Genomic DNA, 16,682 nt, shown 5'->3' with positions numbered 1-16,682 from the left:
TCCCATCGAGGGCGGGCGGGAGGCGAGCGATGAATCTCTCGAAGTTTCGCCAGCGCGGCCCCTTCGAATGGGAGCTGCCGGCCAGTGGGCGGATGCGCGTGCCGGGGGTGATCTTCGCCTCGCAGGCGCTCGTCGAGGCGATGGACGACAAGGTCGGCGAGCAGATCGCCAATGTCGCCAGCCTGCCGGGCATCGTCGAAGCCGCCTACGCCATGCCCGATGCGCACTGGGGCTACGGTTTCCCGATCGGCGGGGTGGCGGCCTTCGATGCCGGGGAGGGCGGGGTGGTGTCGGCCGGCGGGGTGGGCTTCGACATCTCCTGCGGGGTGCGCAGCCTGCATACCGGACTCAAGCTGGCCGACGTGGAAGCGCTCAAGCCGCGCCTGGCCGACGTGCTCTATCGGCGCATTCCGGCCGGGCTCGGCAGCACCGGGGCGCTGCGCCTGTCGGCCCGGGAGATGGATGCCATGCTGCTCGGCGGCGCGAGGTGGGCGGTCGAGGCGGGCTTCGGCGACGAGGCGGATCTGGCGCGCATCGAGGAGTCCGGCCGCATGGCCGGCGCCGATCCTGCCGCTGTCTCGGAGCAGGCGAAGAAGCGCCAGCGCGACGAGATGGGCACTCTCGGCTCGGGCAACCATTACCTGGAGGTGCAGGTGGTCGACGAACTGTTCGACATCCGGGCGGCCCGGGCCTATGGCTTGTCCGAGGGCGACGTGCTGGCGACCATCCACTGCGGCTCGCGGGGCATGGGCCACCAGATCGGCACCGACTACCTGCGCGCCATGGTGATCGCCGCCGCGCGGGCGGGCATCGCCCTGCCGGACCGCGAGCTGGCCTGTGCGCCGCTGGATTCCGAGCTGGGCCGGCGTTACCTCGGCGCCATGCGCGCGGCGATCAACTGCGCGCTGGCCAACCGGCAGATCCTCACCCGACTGACCCGGCAGGCCTTCGCCGAGCTGTTTCCCGGCATCCGCCTGCCGTTGCTCTACGATGTGTCGCACAACACCTGCAAGGAGGAATGGCATGTCCTCGGCGGCCAGCGGCGGCGGCTGTTCGTCCACCGCAAGGGCGCGACCCGCGCCTTCGCCGCCGGGCACGCCGAGCTGCCGGCGGAGTACCGCCAGGTCGGCCAGCCGGTGCTGATCGGCGGCAGCATGGGCACCGCCTCCTGGGTTCTCGCCGGCGCGGCGGGTACCGGCGAGCACGCCTTCGCCTCGGCCTGCCACGGCGCCGGCCGGGCGATGAGCCGGCACGAGGCGCTGCGCCGCTGGCAGGGACGCTCGGTGGTGGACGAGCTGGCCGCCCGTGGCATCCTGATCCGCAGCCCGAGCCTGCGCGGCGTGGCCGAGGAAGCGCCACTGGCCTACAAGGACGTCGGTGCGGTGGTGGAGGCGGCCGAACGGGCGGGACTGGCGGTGCGGGTGGCGCGGCTGCGGCCGCTGGTGTGCATCAAGGGGTGAAGGAGGCCTGCCGGCAATCGGGGACGGACAGCGGGCCCGTGGGGTCGCCGGCTCAGGCCTGGGGCTTCTCTTCCTTGTGGGTGACCAGGCGGTACAGATACAGGCCGACCACCGCCAGCACCACCACCTTGGACAGTGGGTCGATGTAGTCGGCGACCACATGGTATTGCCCGTGCAGCATGTAACCCGCGCCGGTCAGCGCGGTGATCCATACCAGCGAGCCGAGCGTCGAATAGAGCAGGAAGGCGCGCATGGGCATGGCGACCATGCCGGCGGGTGTCGAGATCAGGGTGCGGATCGCCGGGATCAGCCGGCCGAACAGCGTGGCCTTCCAGCCATGGCGCTCGAACCAGGCGGATGCGCTGTCCACTTCCCGCGGGGAAATGGTCATCCAGCGACCGAAGCGCCCGGCCAGTCGCTTCAGCCGTTCGCTGCCGAAGAAATAGCCGGCGTAGTACCAGGGCAATGCGCCGAACACCGAGCCCGCCGTTCCCGCCAGCAGTACGCCGGAGGCGCTCAGTTCGCCCTTGGCGGCGGCGAAGCCGGCCAGCGGCATGATCAGTTCGGAGGGAATGGGCGGGAAGAGGTTTTCCAGGACCATCAGGAGGAACACGCCGAGGTAGCCCGTCTGCGCGATGAAATCGACTATGCCGTCAAACATGTAGGAATCTCTTGCGCCTGTGCGCCAGGGTTGTGCGTACGCTTCGGGAGCGAGGTGGATGTCTGTCCATGATATAGGGGCGCGTGCTGCCAGGCGAAGCGCTCGCATCGCCGGACGGAACGAAGCCTGCCGTCCCGGCGGGCGGGTGCCGCCGAGGCGGGAGTGGCGGGCCGGACCGGAAAGCCCGAGGGGCGCTTTCCCCATGGCGGCGGGCTGGCGTCCCGATCGCGGCGCTTCTATTGCCAGTGCTCATCGGCATGCCGGCGGGATTCGTGCTGCGTGTCCTGCCGTTCCTGGCTGGGCTTCGTTTTGGTTCCGGGGTGTTTTCGTTGCGTTTCCCGGTGGCGCTTTTCGACCTCTTCGCGGTCCTGATGGTACGAAGTGGTGAAGGTCACGGGGCGGTTGCCGGCCAGGGGATGGTACGCGTCGGCGGGGGCCGCAGACACATGCCCGGCCACGGCCGACAGGGCTGCCGCCATCAGCGCGTTGCGCGGTGCCATTGACATTACCTCTGCAAGTGTGGAAGACGGATGCGATCATAGCGCGCGTGCTGCCAGGGCGCGTGCTCCGGTATATCCGGTTGCAGAGCGGTCGGGCCTGGGCTACTGTGCCCTCGATTGCGAGACGAGACATTTCCGTGACATCCAGCAGCACCCTTCTGATGCGAGTCGTAAAGGCCCACGCCCGTTGGCGCTGGCGCGCCTGATCTCTTTCCTTCCGGCTCGGCCGGACGCTTCCTTGCCTCCCCGTTCCCGGCTCGCAGACGAGCCCTCCTCGACGGAACAGCGGACCGGGGCCTTTCATCCGACGCAGTGAATCGAGGGGTTACGCCTACCATGCTGCTGATGATCGATAATTACGACTCCTTCACCTACAACGTCGTCCACTACCTCGGCGAGCTGGGGGCGGAGGTCAGGGTGATCCGCAACGACGAATTGAATATCGCCGAGATCGAGGCTCTGCGCCCGGAGCGCCTGGTGATCTCGCCCGGGCCGTGCACGCCCAGCGAGGCCGGGGTGTCGCTGGAGGCGATCCGCCATTTCGCCGGCAAGCTGCCGATCCTCGGCGTCTGTCTTGGCCACCAGAGCATCGGCCAGGCCTTCGGCGGCGACGTGGTGCGCGCGCGGGTGGCCATGCACGGCAAGACCAGCCCGGTGTTCCACCGTGACCAGGGGGTGTTCGCCGGCCTCAACAACCCGCTCACCGTGACCCGCTACCATTCCCTGGTGGTCAAGCGCGAAACCCTGCCGGAGTGCCTGGAGATCACCGCCTGGACGCAGTTCGAGGACGGCGCCGTGGACGAGATCATGGGCCTGCGGCACAGGACCCTGAACATCGAGGGCGTGCAGTTCCATCCCGAGTCCATTCTCACCGAGCAGGGCCATGAACTGTTCGCCAATTTCCTGAAGCAGAACGGAGGCGTGCGCTGATGGATATCAAGCAAGCTCTGGCGCGGGTGGCCGAGCGCCTTGACCTGAACACGGCGGAAATGCAGGGCGTGATGCGTCAGATCATGACCGGCCAGTGCAGCGACGCGCAGATCGGCGCCTTCCTGATGGGAATGCGCATGAAGAGCGAGAGCATCGATGAGATCGTCGGTGCGGCGCTGGTCATGCGCGAGCTGGCCGCGCCGGTGACGATCGGCGTCGAGCGCCTGGTCGATACCTGCGGCACCGGCGGCGACGGCATGAACATCTTCAACGTCTCCACGGCGGCGGCCTTCGTCGTCGCCGCGGCGGGCGGGCGGGTGGCCAAGCACGGCAACCGCGCGGTGTCCGGCAAGAGCGGCAGCGCCGACCTGCTGGAGGCCGCCGGGGTCTACCTGGAGCTGAGCCCCGAGCAGGTGGCGCGCTGCGTCGAGTCGGTCGGCGTCGGCTTCATGTTCGCTCCCGCCCATCACGGCGCGATGAAGCATGCCATCGGCCCGCGCCGCGAGCTCGGCCTGCGTACCCTGTTCAACATGCTCGGGCCGATGACCAACCCGGCCGGGGTGAAGCGTCAGGTGCTCGGCGTGTTCAGCCAGGCGCTGTGCCGGCCGCTGGCGGAAGTGATGGCGCGCCTGGGCAGCGTGCATGTGCTGGTGGTGCATGCCCAGGATGGCCTGGACGAGATCAGCCTGGCCGCGCCGACCCACATCGCCGAGCTGCGCAATGGCGAGATCAGCGAGTACCTTGTCCAGCCGGAGGATTTCGGCATCAAGAGCCAGAGCCTGATCGGCCTCGATATAGAGGGGCCGCAGGAGTCGCTGGCGCTGATCCGCGATGCTCTCGGCCGACGCAAGACCGAGCATGGGCAGAAGGCCGCCGAGATGATCGTGCTCAACGCCGGTGCCGCGCTTTACGCCGCCGACCAGGCCGGCAGCCTGAAGGAGGGCGTGGCACTGGCCCACGATGCTCTGCATACTGGTCTTGCGCGCGATAAGCTGGAGGAGCTGGCATCCATTACCGCCGTCTTTCGTCAGGAGAATCAAGCGTGAGCCTGCCTACCGTTCTGGAAAAGATCATTGCACGCAAGCTCGAGGAGGTCGCCGAGCGCAGCGCCCGTGTCCCGCTGGCCGAGGTCGAGGCACTGGCCCGTTCCGCCAGCGCCCCGCGCGGCTTCGCTGAAGCCCTGCGGGCGCAGGTCGAGAGCAAGGAGCCGGCAGTGATCGCCGAGGTCAAGAAGGCTTCGCCGAGCAAGGGTGTGCTGCGCGAGCACTTCGTCCCCGCGGAGATCGCCAAGAGTTACGAGGAGGGCGGGGCGACCTGCCTGTCGGTGCTGACCGATGTGGATTTCTTTCAAGGCAGCGACGCCTATCTGCAGGAAGCCCGTGCGGCCTGCGGTCTGCCGGTGATCCGCAAGGACTTTCTCATCGATCCCTATCAGGTGGTCGAGGCCCGCGCGCTGGGCGCCGATTGCGTGTTGCTGATCGTCGCCGCGCTGGGCGACGCGCAGATGCTGGAACTGGCCGCCACCGCGAAGGAGGTCGGTCTCGACGTGCTGGTGGAGGTGCATGACGGCACCGAGCTGGAACGGGCACTGCAACTGGAGACGCCGTTGATCGGCATCAACAACCGCAACCTGCATACCTTCGAGGTAAGTCTGGAAACCACCCTCGACCTGTTGCCGAAGGTGCCGCGCGAGCGTCTGGTGGTCACCGAGAGCGGCATACTCAACCGCGCTGATGTCGAGCTGATGGAAGTCAGCGGGGTATATGCCTTCCTCGTCGGCGAGGCGTTCATGCGGGCCGAGAAGCCGGGCGCCGAGCTGCGCCGGCTGTTCTTCCCCAACTGAGTGAGGGGCGCGGCCCGGCGTGTCGTGCGTCGGGCCGGGAAAAAGACCGTCAGCGGGTGCCGAAGACCACCATGGTCTTTCCCTTGACGTGAACCAGTCCCTGTTCCTCCAGGCTCTTCAGTACGCGACCGACCATTTCCCGCGAGCAGCCGACGATGCGGCCGATTTCCTGGCGGGTGATCTTGATCTGCATGCCGTCGGGGTGGGTCATCGCATCGGGCTGCTTGCACAGGTCGAGCAGGGTACGCGCCACCCGTCCGGTGACGTCGAGGAAGGCCAGATCGCCGACCTTGCGGGTGGTATTGCGCAGGCGGTCGGCCATCTGCCGGCCCAGGGCGTAGAGGATTTCCGGGTCCTGCTGGGCGAGTTCGCGGAACTTCGCATAGCTGATTTCCGCCACTTCGCATTCGGTCTTGGCGCGGACCCAGGCGCTGCGTTCCTTTTCGCTGCCTTCCTTGTCGAACAGACCCATCTCGCCGAAGAAGTCCCCGGTGTTCAGGTAGGCGATGATCATTTCGCGTCCATCGTCGTCCTCGATCAAGATGGTGACCGAGCCCTTGACGATGAAGAACAGGCTTTCGCAACGATCTCCAGCATAGATGATGGTGCTCTTGGGCGTGTAACGGCGCCGATGGCAATGGGCGAGCAACTTGTCCTGATTGTTGAGCTTGGGCGGAAGAAGGGTGAGAGCGACCACGCTGGATTCCCCTTGGTAGAAAAATAGGTCCTTGTCATTTGGGATTACTACTAAAGGTGTAAGTGTGCCAGCAAAGTGCTAGAGCATTTTTACCTTATCCCGATTCATATCCGGCTGCCTCGAAGTAGTGCCTGCAGTCCTGTGCAGAGAACTGCGCAATCGCCTCGCCAATGCTCTGCCACAGCTGCGGCACGGTCCGCGCCGCCGCCTTTCTCAGCAGTGCCTTGAGCTTGGAGAAGGCCATCTCGATCGGGTTCAGGTCGGGGCTATAGGGTGGCAAGTAGCGCAGTGTGGCTCCTGCGCCTTCGATGGCCTGGCGTACTCCCGCCACCTTGTGGGCCGGCAGGTTGTCCATCACCACGATATCGCCGGGCGTCAGCTCGGGTACCAGAACCTGCCCGACATAGGCCAGGAAGACCGGGCCGTTCATGGCGCCATCGAGCACCAGCGGCGCGCTCAGGCCATCCACCCGCAGGCCGGCGGTAAAGGTCGTGGTTTTCCAGTGGCCGTGGGGGATCGCGGCCCGGCAGCGCTCGCCGCGAGGGGCCCAGCCCCGCAGGCGGGCCAGGTTCGTCGAAGCGGCGGTTTCGTCGACGAAGATCAGCTTGCGCCAATCGAAACCGGACTGCTCCTCGATCCATCCCTGTCGGGCTGCCTGGACGTCCGGCCGTTGCTGCTCGGCTGCATGCGCGGTCTTTTTTTGAACGTCATGGCGTGCCGGTCGAGAAACGTCCACACCGTCGCCAGGCTGACACGGACGCCACGCTCCCGTTCGAGGGTCGCGGCGAGTTCGGCCAGCGTCAGGTCGGGGGTCTGCTCGAGCAGGCCGAGCAGGTAGTCCGCATGGGGATCGAGCCGCAAGCCCCGGGGCTTGCCCTGTCGGCGGGCGACGAGTTCCCCGCCTTCCCGGAAGCGCCGCACCCAGACGATCGCTGTTGCCGTCCCGACGTCGAATCGCTCGGCGGCCTGCCGAGCCGATAGCCCACCCATGGCCGCGTCGACGACGCGCCGGCGAAGGTCCGCACTGTATGCCCGAGCCATTCTGGTCTCCTTGTCCGAGCGGGAGAGGAGAACCGAAATGACCAGGAAGAGCAACCCCTGCTTGTCGAATTCGTGTTTTCAAAAAATGCTCTAGCAACTTAACAGCGGTAGAGGGCGTGTCGGTTCGGATTTGTGATGGAGCGATCATCTCCCCCGTGTTTTCGGCGGCGGACGGCGAGCCAAGGGCGCTGTGCTAGAATCCGCGGCATTTTCAACAAGGAGTCTGGCGATGAAAGCGCGCATTCAATGGGCCGGTGAAGCCATGTTCATCGGCGAGTCCGGCAGCGGTCATGCGGTCGTCATGGATGGCCCGCCGGAGAATGGCGGGCGCAATCTCGGCATTCGCCCGATGGAAATGGTGTTGATCGGCCTGGGTGGTTGTTCCAGCTTCGATGTGGTGAGCATCCTGAAAAAGTCGCGACAAGCGGTGGAAAGCTGCGAAGCCTTCCTGGAGGCCGAGCGGGCCGGCGAGGATCCCAAGGTATTCACCAGGATCCATCTGCATTTCGTGATCAAGGGCCGGGGCCTGAAGGAAGCGCAGGTCAAGCGGGCGGTGGAACTGTCGGCGGAGAAATACTGCTCCGCTTCCATCATGCTGGGACGGGCCGGCGTGGAGATCAGCCACGACTACGAGATCGTCGATTTGGGTTGAGTCGTCAGGTGTCGCGACGGTGCGCGGCCACTGGCGTCGCGTCGCGCGGCTCTGCATAATTCGCCCCCATTTTCAGGGGCCGTGGGTCCCGATAACACAACCATAATCGCCAACGCGAAGAGGTGTTAACCGCCCTACGCAGATGACTCTGACGGGCATACCCAATCACGCGGCGGGGCCGCATCGACTGAGAGTTTCCAAACGGTGAAAAGCAAACTCAAGCTCCACGGGTTCAACAACCTGACCAAGACCTTGAGCTTCAACATCTACGACATCTGCTACGCGGAAACGCCGGAAGACCAGCAGGCCTACGTCCGGTACATCGACGAAGAATACGATGCCCAGCGGCTGACGCAGATTCTCACCGATGTTGTCGATATCATCGGCGCCAATGTGCTGAATATCGCCCGCCAGGACTATGATCCGCAGGGTGCCAGCGTGACCATCCTGATCTCCGAGCAACCGGTCGAGCCGACCGAGAGCCAGATCGAGGAGTCGCCCGGGCCGCTGCCGGAAACCATTCTGGCGCATCTGGACAAGAGCCACATCACCGTGCATACCTATCCGGAAATTCATCCGGTCGATGGCCTGGCCACCTTCCGGGTGGATATCGATGTGTCCACCTGCGGGGTGATCTCGCCGCTGAAGGCGCTCAACTACCTGATCCATCAGTTCGATTCGGACATCGTCACCGTGGATTACCGGGTACGTGGTTTCACGCGTGACGTGGAAGGGCGCAAGCACTTCATCGATCATGAGATCAACTCGATCCAGAAGTATCTCTCCGCGGATACCCGCGCGGCCTACCAGATGACCGACGTGAACGTATATCAGGAGAACATGTTTCACACCAAGATGCTGCTCAAGGACTTCGACCTGGACAATTACCTGTTCGGCGATGCCACCCTCAACCTGTCCGTCGAGCAGCGCAAGCAGGTGGAGAAACGCCTGCGCCACGAGATGCTGGAGATCTTCTACGCGCGAAACATGCCGCATTGAGTCGCGCCGGCGGCGATCCGTAAGCACGAAGGGCGCCACGGCGCCCTTCTTCTTGTCCGATACACCGTGGTCTCAGATCCGGTAGGTGCTCTTGGTCATGACCTTGGACAGCAGGGTCATGCCGAACTTGACCGGCGCCGGAAAACGCAGGCCGCCGGCCTCGAGGGCGGTTGTGGCGTGCTGCTGTTCGTCGATGCGCATCTGCTCGAGAATGGCGCGGGATTTCCGGTCCTCCTCCGGCAACTGTTTCAAGTGATCGTCCAAGTGCTTGCAGACCTGGTCCTCGGTCGCGGCGACGAAGCCCAGGCTGATCCTGTCGCTGATCAGGCCGGCCGTTGCGCCGATGCCGAAGGACAGGCCGTAGAAGAGGGGGTTGAGCAGGCTGGGCCGGCTGTTCAACTCGCGGATGCGCTGTTCGCACCAGGCCAAGTGATCGATTTCTTCGTTGGCGGCCTGTTCCATGGCGCCGCGTACCCGCGGAAGCCTAGCCGTCAGTGCCTGGCCTTGGTAGAGCGCCTGGGCACAGACTTCGCCGGTGTGGTTGATGCGCATCAGGCCGGCGACATGGCGGGCCTTGCCGGCATCGAGCTGGGTTTCCGGTTCGCCCTGTGCCGGAGAGGGGCGATAGGGTTTGCCGCTGAAGGGCAGCAGGGTGCGCAGCGCTGCATCGGCCTGCAGCAATAGGCGATCGGTGGCCGAGTAGTGGCGTTCGTTGGCCATGGTTCCTCCGGAGGATTCATGCCGGGCAGCCTGCCCAGGCGGAGCGTGTGGCGAGGGCGCCGCGATGGCGATGCCGGGCCGTTCAGCCCGGGGGCCAGTGCATCTGGCGCTGGCCGAGCACGTGCATGTGGATGTGGTAGACGGTTTGTCCACCTTGCTCGTTGCAGTTCATCACCGCGCGGAAGCCTTTCTCGCAGCCCTGTTCCCTGGCCAGGCGCTGGGCGGTGAGAAGGATGTGTCCGGCCAGAAGCCTGTCTTCCTCGCTCAGGTCGTTGAGGGTGGGGATGTGTCGCTTCGGGATGACCAGAAAATGTACCGGCGCCTGGGGGCTGATGTCCTGGAAGGCGACGACCAGGTCGTCTTCGTAGAGCTTGTGCGCAGGGATTTCCCCGGCCGCGATTTTGCAAAATAGACAGTCCACGGACAGTCTCCCTGCCTGTTGTGAGGTCCTTCGAGTTTAACGGGGCCGCTCCACCGCGACCAGAACGGTGTGGCTGGGGCGGAGCGCTCCGGGCGGCGAGGTGGCCGTCTGGCTATGACTCATGCTCCGTCAGAACGGGCGCACCACGACTAGGATCACGATGGCCAGCAGGAAGAGCACGGGAATTTCGTTGAACCAGCGGAAGAATGCATGGCCATGCGGGGTTTCACCGCTGGCGAAGCGTTTGAGCTGAGCACCGCAGACATGATGGTAGCCGATCAGCAGGAGGACGGCTGTGAGTTTCGCGTGCATCCAGCCTTGACTGAAGTAATAGCTCGGGTTCAGGGCGATGAGCCCTGTGCCGAGCAGCAGGGTGGCGATCAGCGAGGGATTCATGATGCCCCGGTAGAGCTTGCGCTCCATGACGCAGAAGCGCTCGCGGCTGGTCTGGTCTTCGCTCATGGCGTGGTAGACGAATAGCCGTGGTAGATAGAAGAGTCCGGCGAACCAGCAGACGACGGCGATGATATGCAGGGCTTTCAGCCAGAGGTAGAGCATGGGGCACTCCCGATAGCGATAAAGCTGGAATACTAGTGGCTGGTGGTAAGGCACGTCATCCGGGCGGTTGGCCGGGCGCTGGCCGGGGCTTTATCATCGGCACCCTTTCAGTGGCTTGATGCGAGGGCGGGTTATGCTCAAGGTCGGTATCGTTGGCGGTACGGGCTACACCGGGGTCGAACTGCTGCGTTTGCTGGCGCAGCATCCGCAGGTGGAGGTGGCGGTGATCACCTCGCGCTCGGAGGCGGGGGTGAAGGTTGCCGATATGTACCCGAATCTGCGCGGCCATTACGACGGGCTGGCCTTCAGTGTGCCGGACAGCGCCGTCCTGGGGAGCTGCGATGTGGTGTTCTTCGCCACGCCGCATGGCGTCGCCCATGCCCTGGCCGGCGAGTTGCTGGCCGCCGGCACCCGGGTGATCGATCTGTCCGCCGACTTCCGCCTGCAGGATGCCGAGGAGTGGGCTCGCTGGTACGGCCAGCCGCACGGCGCTCCGGAGTTGTTGCCGGAGGCGGTCTATGGTCTGCCGGAAGTAAACCGCGAACGGATTCGCAGCGCGCGTCTGATCGCCGTTCCCGGTTGCTATCCGACAGCGACCCAACTGGGTTTCCTGCCGCTGCTGGAGAGCGGCCTGGCCGATAACGCGCGGCTGATTGCCGACTGCAAGTCCGGGGTCAGCGGCGCCGGGCGCGGAGCCAAGGTCGGTTCGCTGTTCTGCGAGGCCAGCGAAAGCATGATGGCCTACGCGGTGAAGGGGCACCGTCACCTGCCGGAGATCAGCCAGGGCCTGCGCCGCGCGGCCGGGGGAGAGGTCGGGCTGACCTTCGTGCCGCATCTGACGCCAATGATCCGTGGCATTCATGCCACCCTGTACGCGAGCGTCGCCGACCGTTCCGTGGATCTGCAGGCGCTCTACGAGAAACGCTATGCCAGCGAGCCCTTCGTCGATGTCATGCCGGCCGGCAGCCACCCGGAAACCCGCAGCGTGCGGGGTGCCAACGTTTGCCGCATCGCCGTGCACCGACCGCAAGGCGGCGATCTGGTGGTGGTGCTGTCGGTAATCGACAATCTGGTCAAGGGAGCTTCCGGTCAGGCCGTACAGAATATGAACATCCTCTTCGGTCTGGATGAGCGGCTCGGCCTGGCCCACGCAGCTCTGCTGCCCTAATCGCCTTTCGGGGCCGGTCGAGTAATTTGGCGAGATCCGCCGGCGGCCCGCAGTCTGTTGACCGGGTTTTTCGGCCAGGGGGATAATCCATTCCAACGTTAGTCAGGGCGCATGGCGCCGGGGAGTCACCAGCATGACCGTCGAAACCTTCACCCCGACTCCGCTGCTCTTTACGCAGGGGGCCGCAAACAAGGTGAAGACTCTGATCAGCGAGGAAGGCAATCCGCGTCTGAAGCTCCGTGTTTTTGTCACGGGCGGGGGATGCTCGGGTTTCCAGTATGGATTCACCTTCGATGAAGATGTCGCCGAAGACGACACCATCGTCGAGCGTGAAGGTGTCAGCTTGGTCGTCGACCCCATGAGTTTCCAGTACCTGGCCGGGGCCGAGGTCGATTATCAGGAAGGGCTGGAAGGTTCACGCTTCGTGATCAAGAACCCGAATGCCGCAACCACTTGTGGCTGCGGCCAGTCTTTCTCGGTCTGAAGTCGGCCAAGTCGAAACGCCACCCTTGAGGTGGCGTTTTGGTCTGGTGCGCCCAGCATGGGCGCACTCCTGCGGGTGCAAGTCCCGCCATGAGCTGGTCACAGCGAATGAAGCGAAGCGCAACTGCGTGAGGGCGACCGAGCGTGGGGAGGAAGCGCGGAGCGTAAATCGTGAGCCGATGAACAAGAACCGCATAGAAGGCGCTGCCGAGCAGGGCAAGCGGGCCAGTAACCGCGAAGCTCTTGTGACCAAGGCGAGGCGGCGTAGATGCGGCGGTTGTGCGGTGAAGGAGTGCGTTCTTACCTGGGGAGATCTCGCCTCATGCCTGAAAGGGCGACGGTGTCGAGCCGGAGCGAGAAGTCAGCAGAGGTCGTAGTAGCCGCAGTAGCGGGGCCGCAGAGGCCAGATGCGAACCGGTGAAGGACCGAACGAGAGGAAGTGTTGGAAACGATGTCGATGTCGGAGGCCATGCACCAGAAGCCCGCGTGCGCGGGGCGGCATGCCGCAGGCCAGGGTGAAGCCCCGGCCAAGGTATCCCGTGGTGAAGCCGAAGGCCCGCGACATGAGATGGAAGGCACAGGGTCGGCGCTGCTGGAAGCGGCGCTGACGCGAGAGAACCTGCGGCAAGCGTTCAAGCGGGTGCGAGCCAACCGGGGATCGGCGGGCGTGGACGGTCTGGACATCGACCAGACGGCGCGCAAGCTGGTGACCGAGTGGCCTGCGATCCGGGAGCAATTGCTGCGGGGGACGTACCGGCCCAGTCCGGTACGGCGGGTGATGATTCCGAAGCCGGATGGGAGCCAACGAGAATTGGGTATTCCGACGGTGACGGATAGACTGATCCAGCAGGCGTTGTTGCAAGTGCTGCAACTGCTGCTTGATCCGAGCTTCAGTGAGCACAGCTACGGGTTCAGGCCCGGAAGACGGGCGCATGACGCGGTGTTGGCCGCGCAATCGTTCGTGCAGTCGGGCCGGCGGATAGTGGTGGACGTGGACCTGGAGAAATTCTTCGACCGGGTCAACCACGACATTCTGATCGACCGCCTACGCAAACGCATCGACGACGCGGGAGTCATCCGGCTGATTCGTGCGTACCTGAGCGCGGGGATCATGGATGGCGGGGTGGTCATCGAGCGGGACCAGGGGACGCCGCAAGGCGGGCCGCTGTCGCCGCTGTTGGCCAACGTCCTGCTCGACGAGGTGGACCGGGCGCTGGAGCGGCGGGGCCATTGCTTCGTGCGCTACGCCGATGACTGCAACGTGTACGTACGCAGTCGGCGGGCGGGCGAGCGGGTGATGAATCTGCTGCGCAAGCTGTACGGCCGGCTCAAGCTGAGGGTCAACGAAGCCAAGAGCGCGGTGGCCAGTGCGTTCGGCCGCAAGTTCCTGGGGTATGCCTTCTGGGCAGCGCCGAAGGGACAGGTCAAGCGCAAAGTGGCGGCCAAGCCGTTGGCGACGTTCAAGCAGCGGATCAGGCAACTGACGCGGCGCAGCGGTGGGCGCAGCATGGCGCAAGTCGTGCAGGAGCTGCGTCCGTATGTGCTGGGCTGGAAGGCTTACTTCGGACTGTCGCAGACACCGAGAGTCTGGCGTTCGCTGGGCGAATGGCTGCGGCATCGGTTGCGTGCCGTCCAGCTCAAACAGTGGAAACGCGGCAAGACCCTGTTTCGGGAACTGCGCGCCCTGGGGGCCAGCCACGAGGTGGCGCAACGGATCGCGGCCAACAGCCGCCGATGGTGGCGCAACAGCGGCAAGCTCCTGAACAGCGTGCTCAACCTGGCGTGGTTCGACCGGCTTGGCCTACCCCGACTCGCCTGACCTCAACCTCTCGAACCGCCCGGTGCGGACCCGCATGCCGGGTGGTGTGGCAGGGGCGCTGCCTTGACGGCAGCCCCCTATGCCGTTCTGCATGGCGCTTGAAATTCAGGCCGGATAGATCGCCCCGAGAATCCTGGGACCCCGCGCACCGGTCACGCTCGGTCGGTTGGCAGGAATACTTTCCAGGCAACAATGTGCCAACCAGGCGAAGGCCATGGCCTCGATCCAGTCCGGGGGGATTCCGTAGGCTTCGGTGCTGGCTACCCTGGTAGCAGGCAATAGCGCGGCCAGTCGTCCCATGAGTGCCAGGTTATGGGCGCCGCCGCCGCAGACGAGCAACTCGTCAGTCTTGTCCTGGATTGCCTGCAAGGCGTTTACGGTGCTGGCGGCGGTGAGCTCAAGCAGCGTGGCCTGTATGTCCACCGGTGCCATGGCTGGCAGTTTGGCCAGTTGCCGGCTCAGCCAGTCCATGTTGAACAGTTCGCGACCCGTGCTTTTCGGGCCATGGGTCAGGAAGAAGGGGTCGCCAAGCAATGTCTGCAGTAATGCCGGCTGCACCTTGCCACTGGCCGCCCAGGCTCCGTCGCGATCGAACTCGGCACCCTGCTGATGTTGTATCCAGGCATCCAGAAGAACGTTGCCGGGGCCGCAGTCGAAACCGTAGACCGGTTTTCCCGGCTCGATCAGGGTCAGGTTGCTGAAACCACCGATATTGAGAATGGCGCGGCGACTGTTGTCGTCTGCGAAGAGCGTCTGATGGAAGGCTGGTACCAGTGGCGCACCTTGGCCGCCAGCGGCCAGGTCGCGTCGCCGGAAATCGCTGACGACGCTGATGCCGGTGCATTCGGCCAGCAGGGCCGGATTGCCGATCTGGATGGTAACGCCTTGAGCGGGGTGGTGGCGGACGGTTTGTCCATGGCTGCCAATGGCGCGAATCCGGGTAGGCTCGATGCCTTGCCGTTCGAGCAGACTGCCGATACCTTGGGCGGCCAGACGCACCCACTGCTGTTCAGCGAGAGCTGCTCGTACCAGTTCATCGGGACCGGGAGAGCATAGGGACAGCAGATCGATGCGAAGACCCGCCGGCATGGGCAAATAGTGGGTGCCGAGTAGCCTGGTGTGGGTACCCTCCTGCGCGACGAGGGCAATGTCTATTCCGTCCAGGCTGGTGCCTGACATTACTCCCAGATAAAGCGTCATGTTAGCACTCCCAGATAAAGCGTCATGTCAGCGCTTGTCCATGGCCAGCATCGTGGCCTTTTCCTTGTTCATTCGGGCCATCAACGGCTGGGTCTGCTGCAGGAAGCGCTGCTTTTCGCCCCGGCTGATCGGGTTGGCCATCGTCAGCTTCTGCGACAAGGGATCGACGTGGGTACCATTGATCTGGAATTCATAGTGCAGATGGGGGCCGGTCGATAGTCCCGTGGTTCCGATGTAGCCAATGATCTGTCCCTGTTTCACGCTGCTGCCCGTGCGAATCCCTTTGGCAAAGCCTTGCATGTGCGCGTACAGGGTCTGCTGGTTGTTGCCGTGCTCGATGATCACGGTATTGCCATAGCCTCCCTTGCGGCCGGCGAGGGTCACCTTTCCATCGCCGGTTGCGCGGATCGGTGTGCCGCGTGGTGCGGCGTAATCCACGCCTTTGTGGGCGCGGATCTTGTTGAGAATCGGGTGGCGGCGGCCATTGGAAAAACGCGAGCTGATGCGGGCAAAGTCCACGGGAGTTCGGATGAAGGCCTTGCGCATGCTGTTGCCGTCAACGGTGTAGTAGTGGGTTGCGCCCTGCTTGTTGGTATAGCGTACGGCCGTGTAGGTTTTGCCTCGATTGGTGAAGCGTGCGGCGAGAATCTTGCCCTGATGCAGGCGCTTGCTGCCGAGACGCTTCTCTTCATAGATCACTTCAAACTCATCGCCACGACGAATGTCCTGAGCGAAATCTATGTCATAGGCGAAGATCTTCGACAGCGACACGGTCTGACCGTGGCTCAGACCGGCCTTCTTGGCCGCCAGGGAAAAGGAGCTGCCGATCACGCCACGGGCGTAGACAGTCCGCATCTCGGGTTTGGCGATCTCGTGCTTGACGGAAAACCCTTGGACAGACTTGCTGATTTCGACGCTTTCCAGTTTGTCCAGATTCGCGCTCAGGGTCTGCAGCTCGCCATCGGCGGAGAAGGTGAATTCGAATTTTTGGCCGGTTTTGATGCGGCCCAAGTATTTGGCCGCCTCCTTGTCATGAAGGATTTCCTGCAGGATGGATGCAGGAACCCCTGCCTTGGCAAAAACTGTGGAAAGGGTATCGCCCTTGCCAGAGGTCACCACTGTGGGCGTTGCAGGCAGGGATGGCGTCGCGGCCACTGCGGCGGGGGCTTCTGCTTCTGCCTGCTGGGCCGGTTGCTCCGCAGGGGGCGGCTGGCTGTCCGTGGAGCTTTCGAGCACGACAAAAGGCGGTTCTGCTTCCTCGTCGATAGGCAGCAGTTCTGGCTTTTGGTCGTCTGTTTCTTCGATCTGAGTTGAGGCATTTTCCATCTTCGGATGGATGAAGGGCTTCTTTGCCTCGACCTCGCGTGACGGAAACACCAGCAGGGCCAGGCTTAACAGCGCTGCTACACCGCCTGCAGCCAGAATATGGCTTTTGGGGTAGAGCAGGGCTTTGGTGTCTTTTGGAGTCATGGCGAAGGGTGTTTAAGTTACAGTAACTGCCTAAAATATAATCAAATCGCCTATGAGGCA

The 16,682-nt window shown here is 64.1% G+C and carries 18 protein-coding genes; 9 read left to right on the top strand and 9 right to left on the bottom strand.

The genetic code is table 11. From position 1 onward, the window contains the following. Positions 1-29 precede the first annotated feature (29 nt). Positions 30-1,460 carry an RtcB family protein gene (locus tag AVCA_RS21065; protein WP_012703087.1) on the top strand — a complete coding sequence of 477 codons (1,431 nt, stop codon included), beginning with the start codon at positions 30-32 and terminating at the stop codon, positions 1,458-1,460. 52 nt (positions 1,461-1,512) lie between these two features. Here AVCA_RS21065 and AVCA_RS21060 read toward each other — a convergent pair whose 3' ends face one another. Together AVCA_RS21060 and AVCA_RS21055 are read right to left on the bottom strand one after the other, a co-directional pair. Further along, positions 1,513-2,121, bottom strand: coding sequence for a DedA family protein (locus AVCA_RS21060; protein WP_012703086.1), 609 nt, complete (start codon positions 2,119-2,121; stop codon positions 1,513-1,515). A gap of 236 nt (positions 2,122-2,357) precedes the next feature. After that, the gene (locus AVCA_RS21055) at positions 2,358-2,621 is read right to left on the bottom strand and encodes a hypothetical protein (protein ID WP_041807427.1); all 264 of its coding nucleotides are present in this window, start codon (positions 2,619-2,621) and stop codon (positions 2,358-2,360) included. Between the two features lie 336 nt (positions 2,622-2,957). Between AVCA_RS21055 and AVCA_RS21050 the strand changes: the two genes are divergently transcribed. The 3 genes from AVCA_RS21050 to trpC are packed head-to-tail and all read left to right on the top strand — an operon-like array spanning position 2,958 to position 5,394. Next, on the top strand, positions 2,958-3,551 hold the full coding sequence (locus AVCA_RS21050) for an aminodeoxychorismate/anthranilate synthase component II (protein ID WP_012703085.1): 594 nt from the start codon (positions 2,958-2,960) through the stop codon (positions 3,549-3,551). Then, on the top strand, positions 3,551-4,597 hold the full coding sequence (gene trpD / locus AVCA_RS21045; protein WP_012703084.1) for an anthranilate phosphoribosyltransferase: 1,047 nt from the start codon (positions 3,551-3,553) through the stop codon (positions 4,595-4,597). The genes AVCA_RS21050 and trpD overlap by 1 nt, the downstream gene beginning before the upstream one ends. After that, a complete protein-coding gene (gene trpC / locus AVCA_RS21040) occupies positions 4,594-5,394 on the top strand; it encodes an indole-3-glycerol phosphate synthase TrpC (protein WP_012703083.1) in 801 nt (266 codons plus the stop codon). The genes trpD and trpC overlap by 4 nt, the downstream gene beginning before the upstream one ends. Positions 5,395-5,443: 49 nt before the next feature. On the opposite strand, the gene crp is transcribed toward trpC, so the two are convergent. Then, on the bottom strand, positions 5,444-6,091 hold the full coding sequence (crp, locus tag AVCA_RS21035; RefSeq protein ID WP_012703082.1) for a cAMP-activated global transcriptional regulator CRP: 648 nt from the start codon (positions 6,089-6,091) through the stop codon (positions 5,444-5,446). Positions 6,092-6,185: 94 nt separating this feature from the next. Further along, positions 6,186-7,132, bottom strand: a protein-coding gene (locus AVCA_RS21030; RefSeq protein WP_085930839.1) for an IS630 family transposase whose coding sequence is annotated in 2 segments (ribosomal slippage) — positions 6,186-6,787 and positions 6,787-7,132 — 948 coding nt in all. Because the reading frame shifts where the segments join, the coding sequence is not laid out codon by codon here. Positions 7,133-7,361: 229 nt separating this feature from the next. Between AVCA_RS21030 and AVCA_RS21020 the strand changes: the two genes are divergently transcribed. Next, on the top strand, positions 7,362-7,784 hold the full coding sequence (locus AVCA_RS21020; protein ID WP_012703081.1) for an OsmC family protein: 423 nt from the start codon (positions 7,362-7,364) through the stop codon (positions 7,782-7,784). A 204-nt stretch (positions 7,785-7,988) separates the two neighbouring features. Then, complete coding sequence (gene speD / locus AVCA_RS21015) at positions 7,989-8,783, top strand: adenosylmethionine decarboxylase (RefSeq protein ID WP_012703080.1); 795 nt, start codon at positions 7,989-7,991, stop codon at positions 8,781-8,783. A gap of 72 nt (positions 8,784-8,855) precedes the next feature. Here speD and coq7 read toward each other — a convergent pair whose 3' ends face one another. The 3 genes from coq7 to hemJ all read right to left on the bottom strand — a co-directional run bounded on the left by coq7 (position 8,856) and on the right by hemJ (position 10,482). Further along, the gene (gene coq7 / locus AVCA_RS21010) at positions 8,856-9,503 is read right to left on the bottom strand and encodes a 2-polyprenyl-3-methyl-6-methoxy-1,4-benzoquinone monooxygenase (RefSeq protein WP_012703079.1); all 648 of its coding nucleotides are present in this window, start codon (positions 9,501-9,503) and stop codon (positions 8,856-8,858) included. An 82-nt stretch (positions 9,504-9,585) separates the two neighbouring features. Next, entirely contained in the window at positions 9,586-9,924 is a 339-nt protein-coding gene (locus AVCA_RS21005) for a histidine triad nucleotide-binding protein (RefSeq protein WP_012703078.1), read from the bottom strand. 129 nt (positions 9,925-10,053) lie between these two features. Further along, positions 10,054-10,482 carry a protoporphyrinogen oxidase HemJ gene (gene hemJ / locus AVCA_RS21000; RefSeq protein ID WP_012703077.1) on the bottom strand — a complete coding sequence of 143 codons (429 nt, stop codon included), beginning with the start codon at positions 10,480-10,482 and terminating at the stop codon, positions 10,054-10,056. A gap of 133 nt (positions 10,483-10,615) precedes the next feature. Between hemJ and argC the strand changes: the two genes are divergently transcribed. From argC to ltrA, 3 genes are all read left to right on the top strand, one after another. Next, positions 10,616-11,650: an N-acetyl-gamma-glutamyl-phosphate reductase gene (argC, locus tag AVCA_RS20995; RefSeq protein ID WP_012703076.1), complete on the top strand. Its 1,035-nt coding sequence runs from the start codon at positions 10,616-10,618 to the stop codon at positions 11,648-11,650. Between the two features lie 133 nt (positions 11,651-11,783). After that, positions 11,784-12,134 (top strand): iron-sulfur cluster insertion protein ErpA, encoded by a 351-nt coding sequence (erpA, locus tag AVCA_RS20990; protein ID WP_012703075.1) that lies wholly within the window; start codon positions 11,784-11,786, stop codon positions 12,132-12,134. A gap of 450 nt (positions 12,135-12,584) precedes the next feature. Further along, complete coding sequence (gene ltrA, locus AVCA_RS20985) at positions 12,585-13,952, top strand: group II intron reverse transcriptase/maturase (protein ID WP_012703057.1); 1,368 nt, start codon at positions 12,585-12,587, stop codon at positions 13,950-13,952. Positions 13,953-14,057: 105 nt separating this feature from the next. Here ltrA and AVCA_RS20980 read toward each other — a convergent pair whose 3' ends face one another. Continuing rightward, positions 14,058-15,152, bottom strand: coding sequence for an anhydro-N-acetylmuramic acid kinase (locus tag AVCA_RS20980; RefSeq protein ID WP_012703074.1), 1,095 nt, complete (start codon positions 15,150-15,152; stop codon positions 14,058-14,060). 27 nt (positions 15,153-15,179) lie between these two features. Next, on the bottom strand, positions 15,180-16,622 hold the full coding sequence (locus AVCA_RS20975) for a peptidoglycan DD-metalloendopeptidase family protein (protein ID WP_012703073.1): 1,443 nt from the start codon (positions 16,620-16,622) through the stop codon (positions 15,180-15,182). Positions 16,623-16,682 lie beyond the last annotated feature (60 nt).

Source organism: Azotobacter vinelandii CA (assembly GCF_000380335.1).
GTDB classification, from domain to species: Bacteria; Pseudomonadota; Gammaproteobacteria; order Pseudomonadales; family Pseudomonadaceae; genus Azotobacter; species Azotobacter vinelandii.
This window is presented reverse-complemented; position numbering and strand designations above follow the sequence as displayed.

Coding starts and splice junctions, on each gene's coding strand:
- AVCA_RS21065 (WP_012703087.1), top strand. CDS start 30: ATGAATCTCTCGAAGTTTCGCCAGCGCGGCCCCTTCGAATGGGAGCTG.
- AVCA_RS21060 (WP_012703086.1), bottom strand. CDS start 2,121: ATGTTTGACGGCATAGTCGATTTCATCGCGCAGACGGGCTACCTCGGC.
- AVCA_RS21055 (WP_041807427.1), bottom strand. CDS start 2,621: ATGGCACCGCGCAACGCGCTGATGGCGGCAGCCCTGTCGGCCGTGGCC.
- AVCA_RS21050 (WP_012703085.1), top strand. CDS start 2,958: ATGCTGCTGATGATCGATAATTACGACTCCTTCACCTACAACGTCGTC.
- trpD (WP_012703084.1), top strand. CDS start 3,551: ATGGATATCAAGCAAGCTCTGGCGCGGGTGGCCGAGCGCCTTGACCTG.
- AVCA_RS21020 (WP_012703081.1), top strand. CDS start 7,362: ATGAAAGCGCGCATTCAATGGGCCGGTGAAGCCATGTTCATCGGCGAG.
- coq7 (WP_012703079.1), bottom strand. CDS start 9,503: ATGGCCAACGAACGCCACTACTCGGCCACCGATCGCCTATTGCTGCAG.
- hemJ (WP_012703077.1), bottom strand. CDS start 10,482: ATGCTCTACCTCTGGCTGAAAGCCCTGCATATCATCGCCGTCGTCTGC.
- argC (WP_012703076.1), top strand. CDS start 10,616: ATGCTCAAGGTCGGTATCGTTGGCGGTACGGGCTACACCGGGGTCGAA.
- erpA (WP_012703075.1), top strand. CDS start 11,784: ATGACCGTCGAAACCTTCACCCCGACTCCGCTGCTCTTTACGCAGGGG.
- ltrA (WP_012703057.1), top strand. CDS start 12,585: ATGTCGATGTCGGAGGCCATGCACCAGAAGCCCGCGTGCGCGGGGCGG.
- AVCA_RS20980 (WP_012703074.1), bottom strand. CDS start 15,152: ATGACGCTTTATCTGGGAGTAATGTCAGGCACCAGCCTGGACGGAATA.
- AVCA_RS20975 (WP_012703073.1), bottom strand. CDS start 16,622: ATGACTCCAAAAGACACCAAAGCCCTGCTCTACCCCAAAAGCCATATT.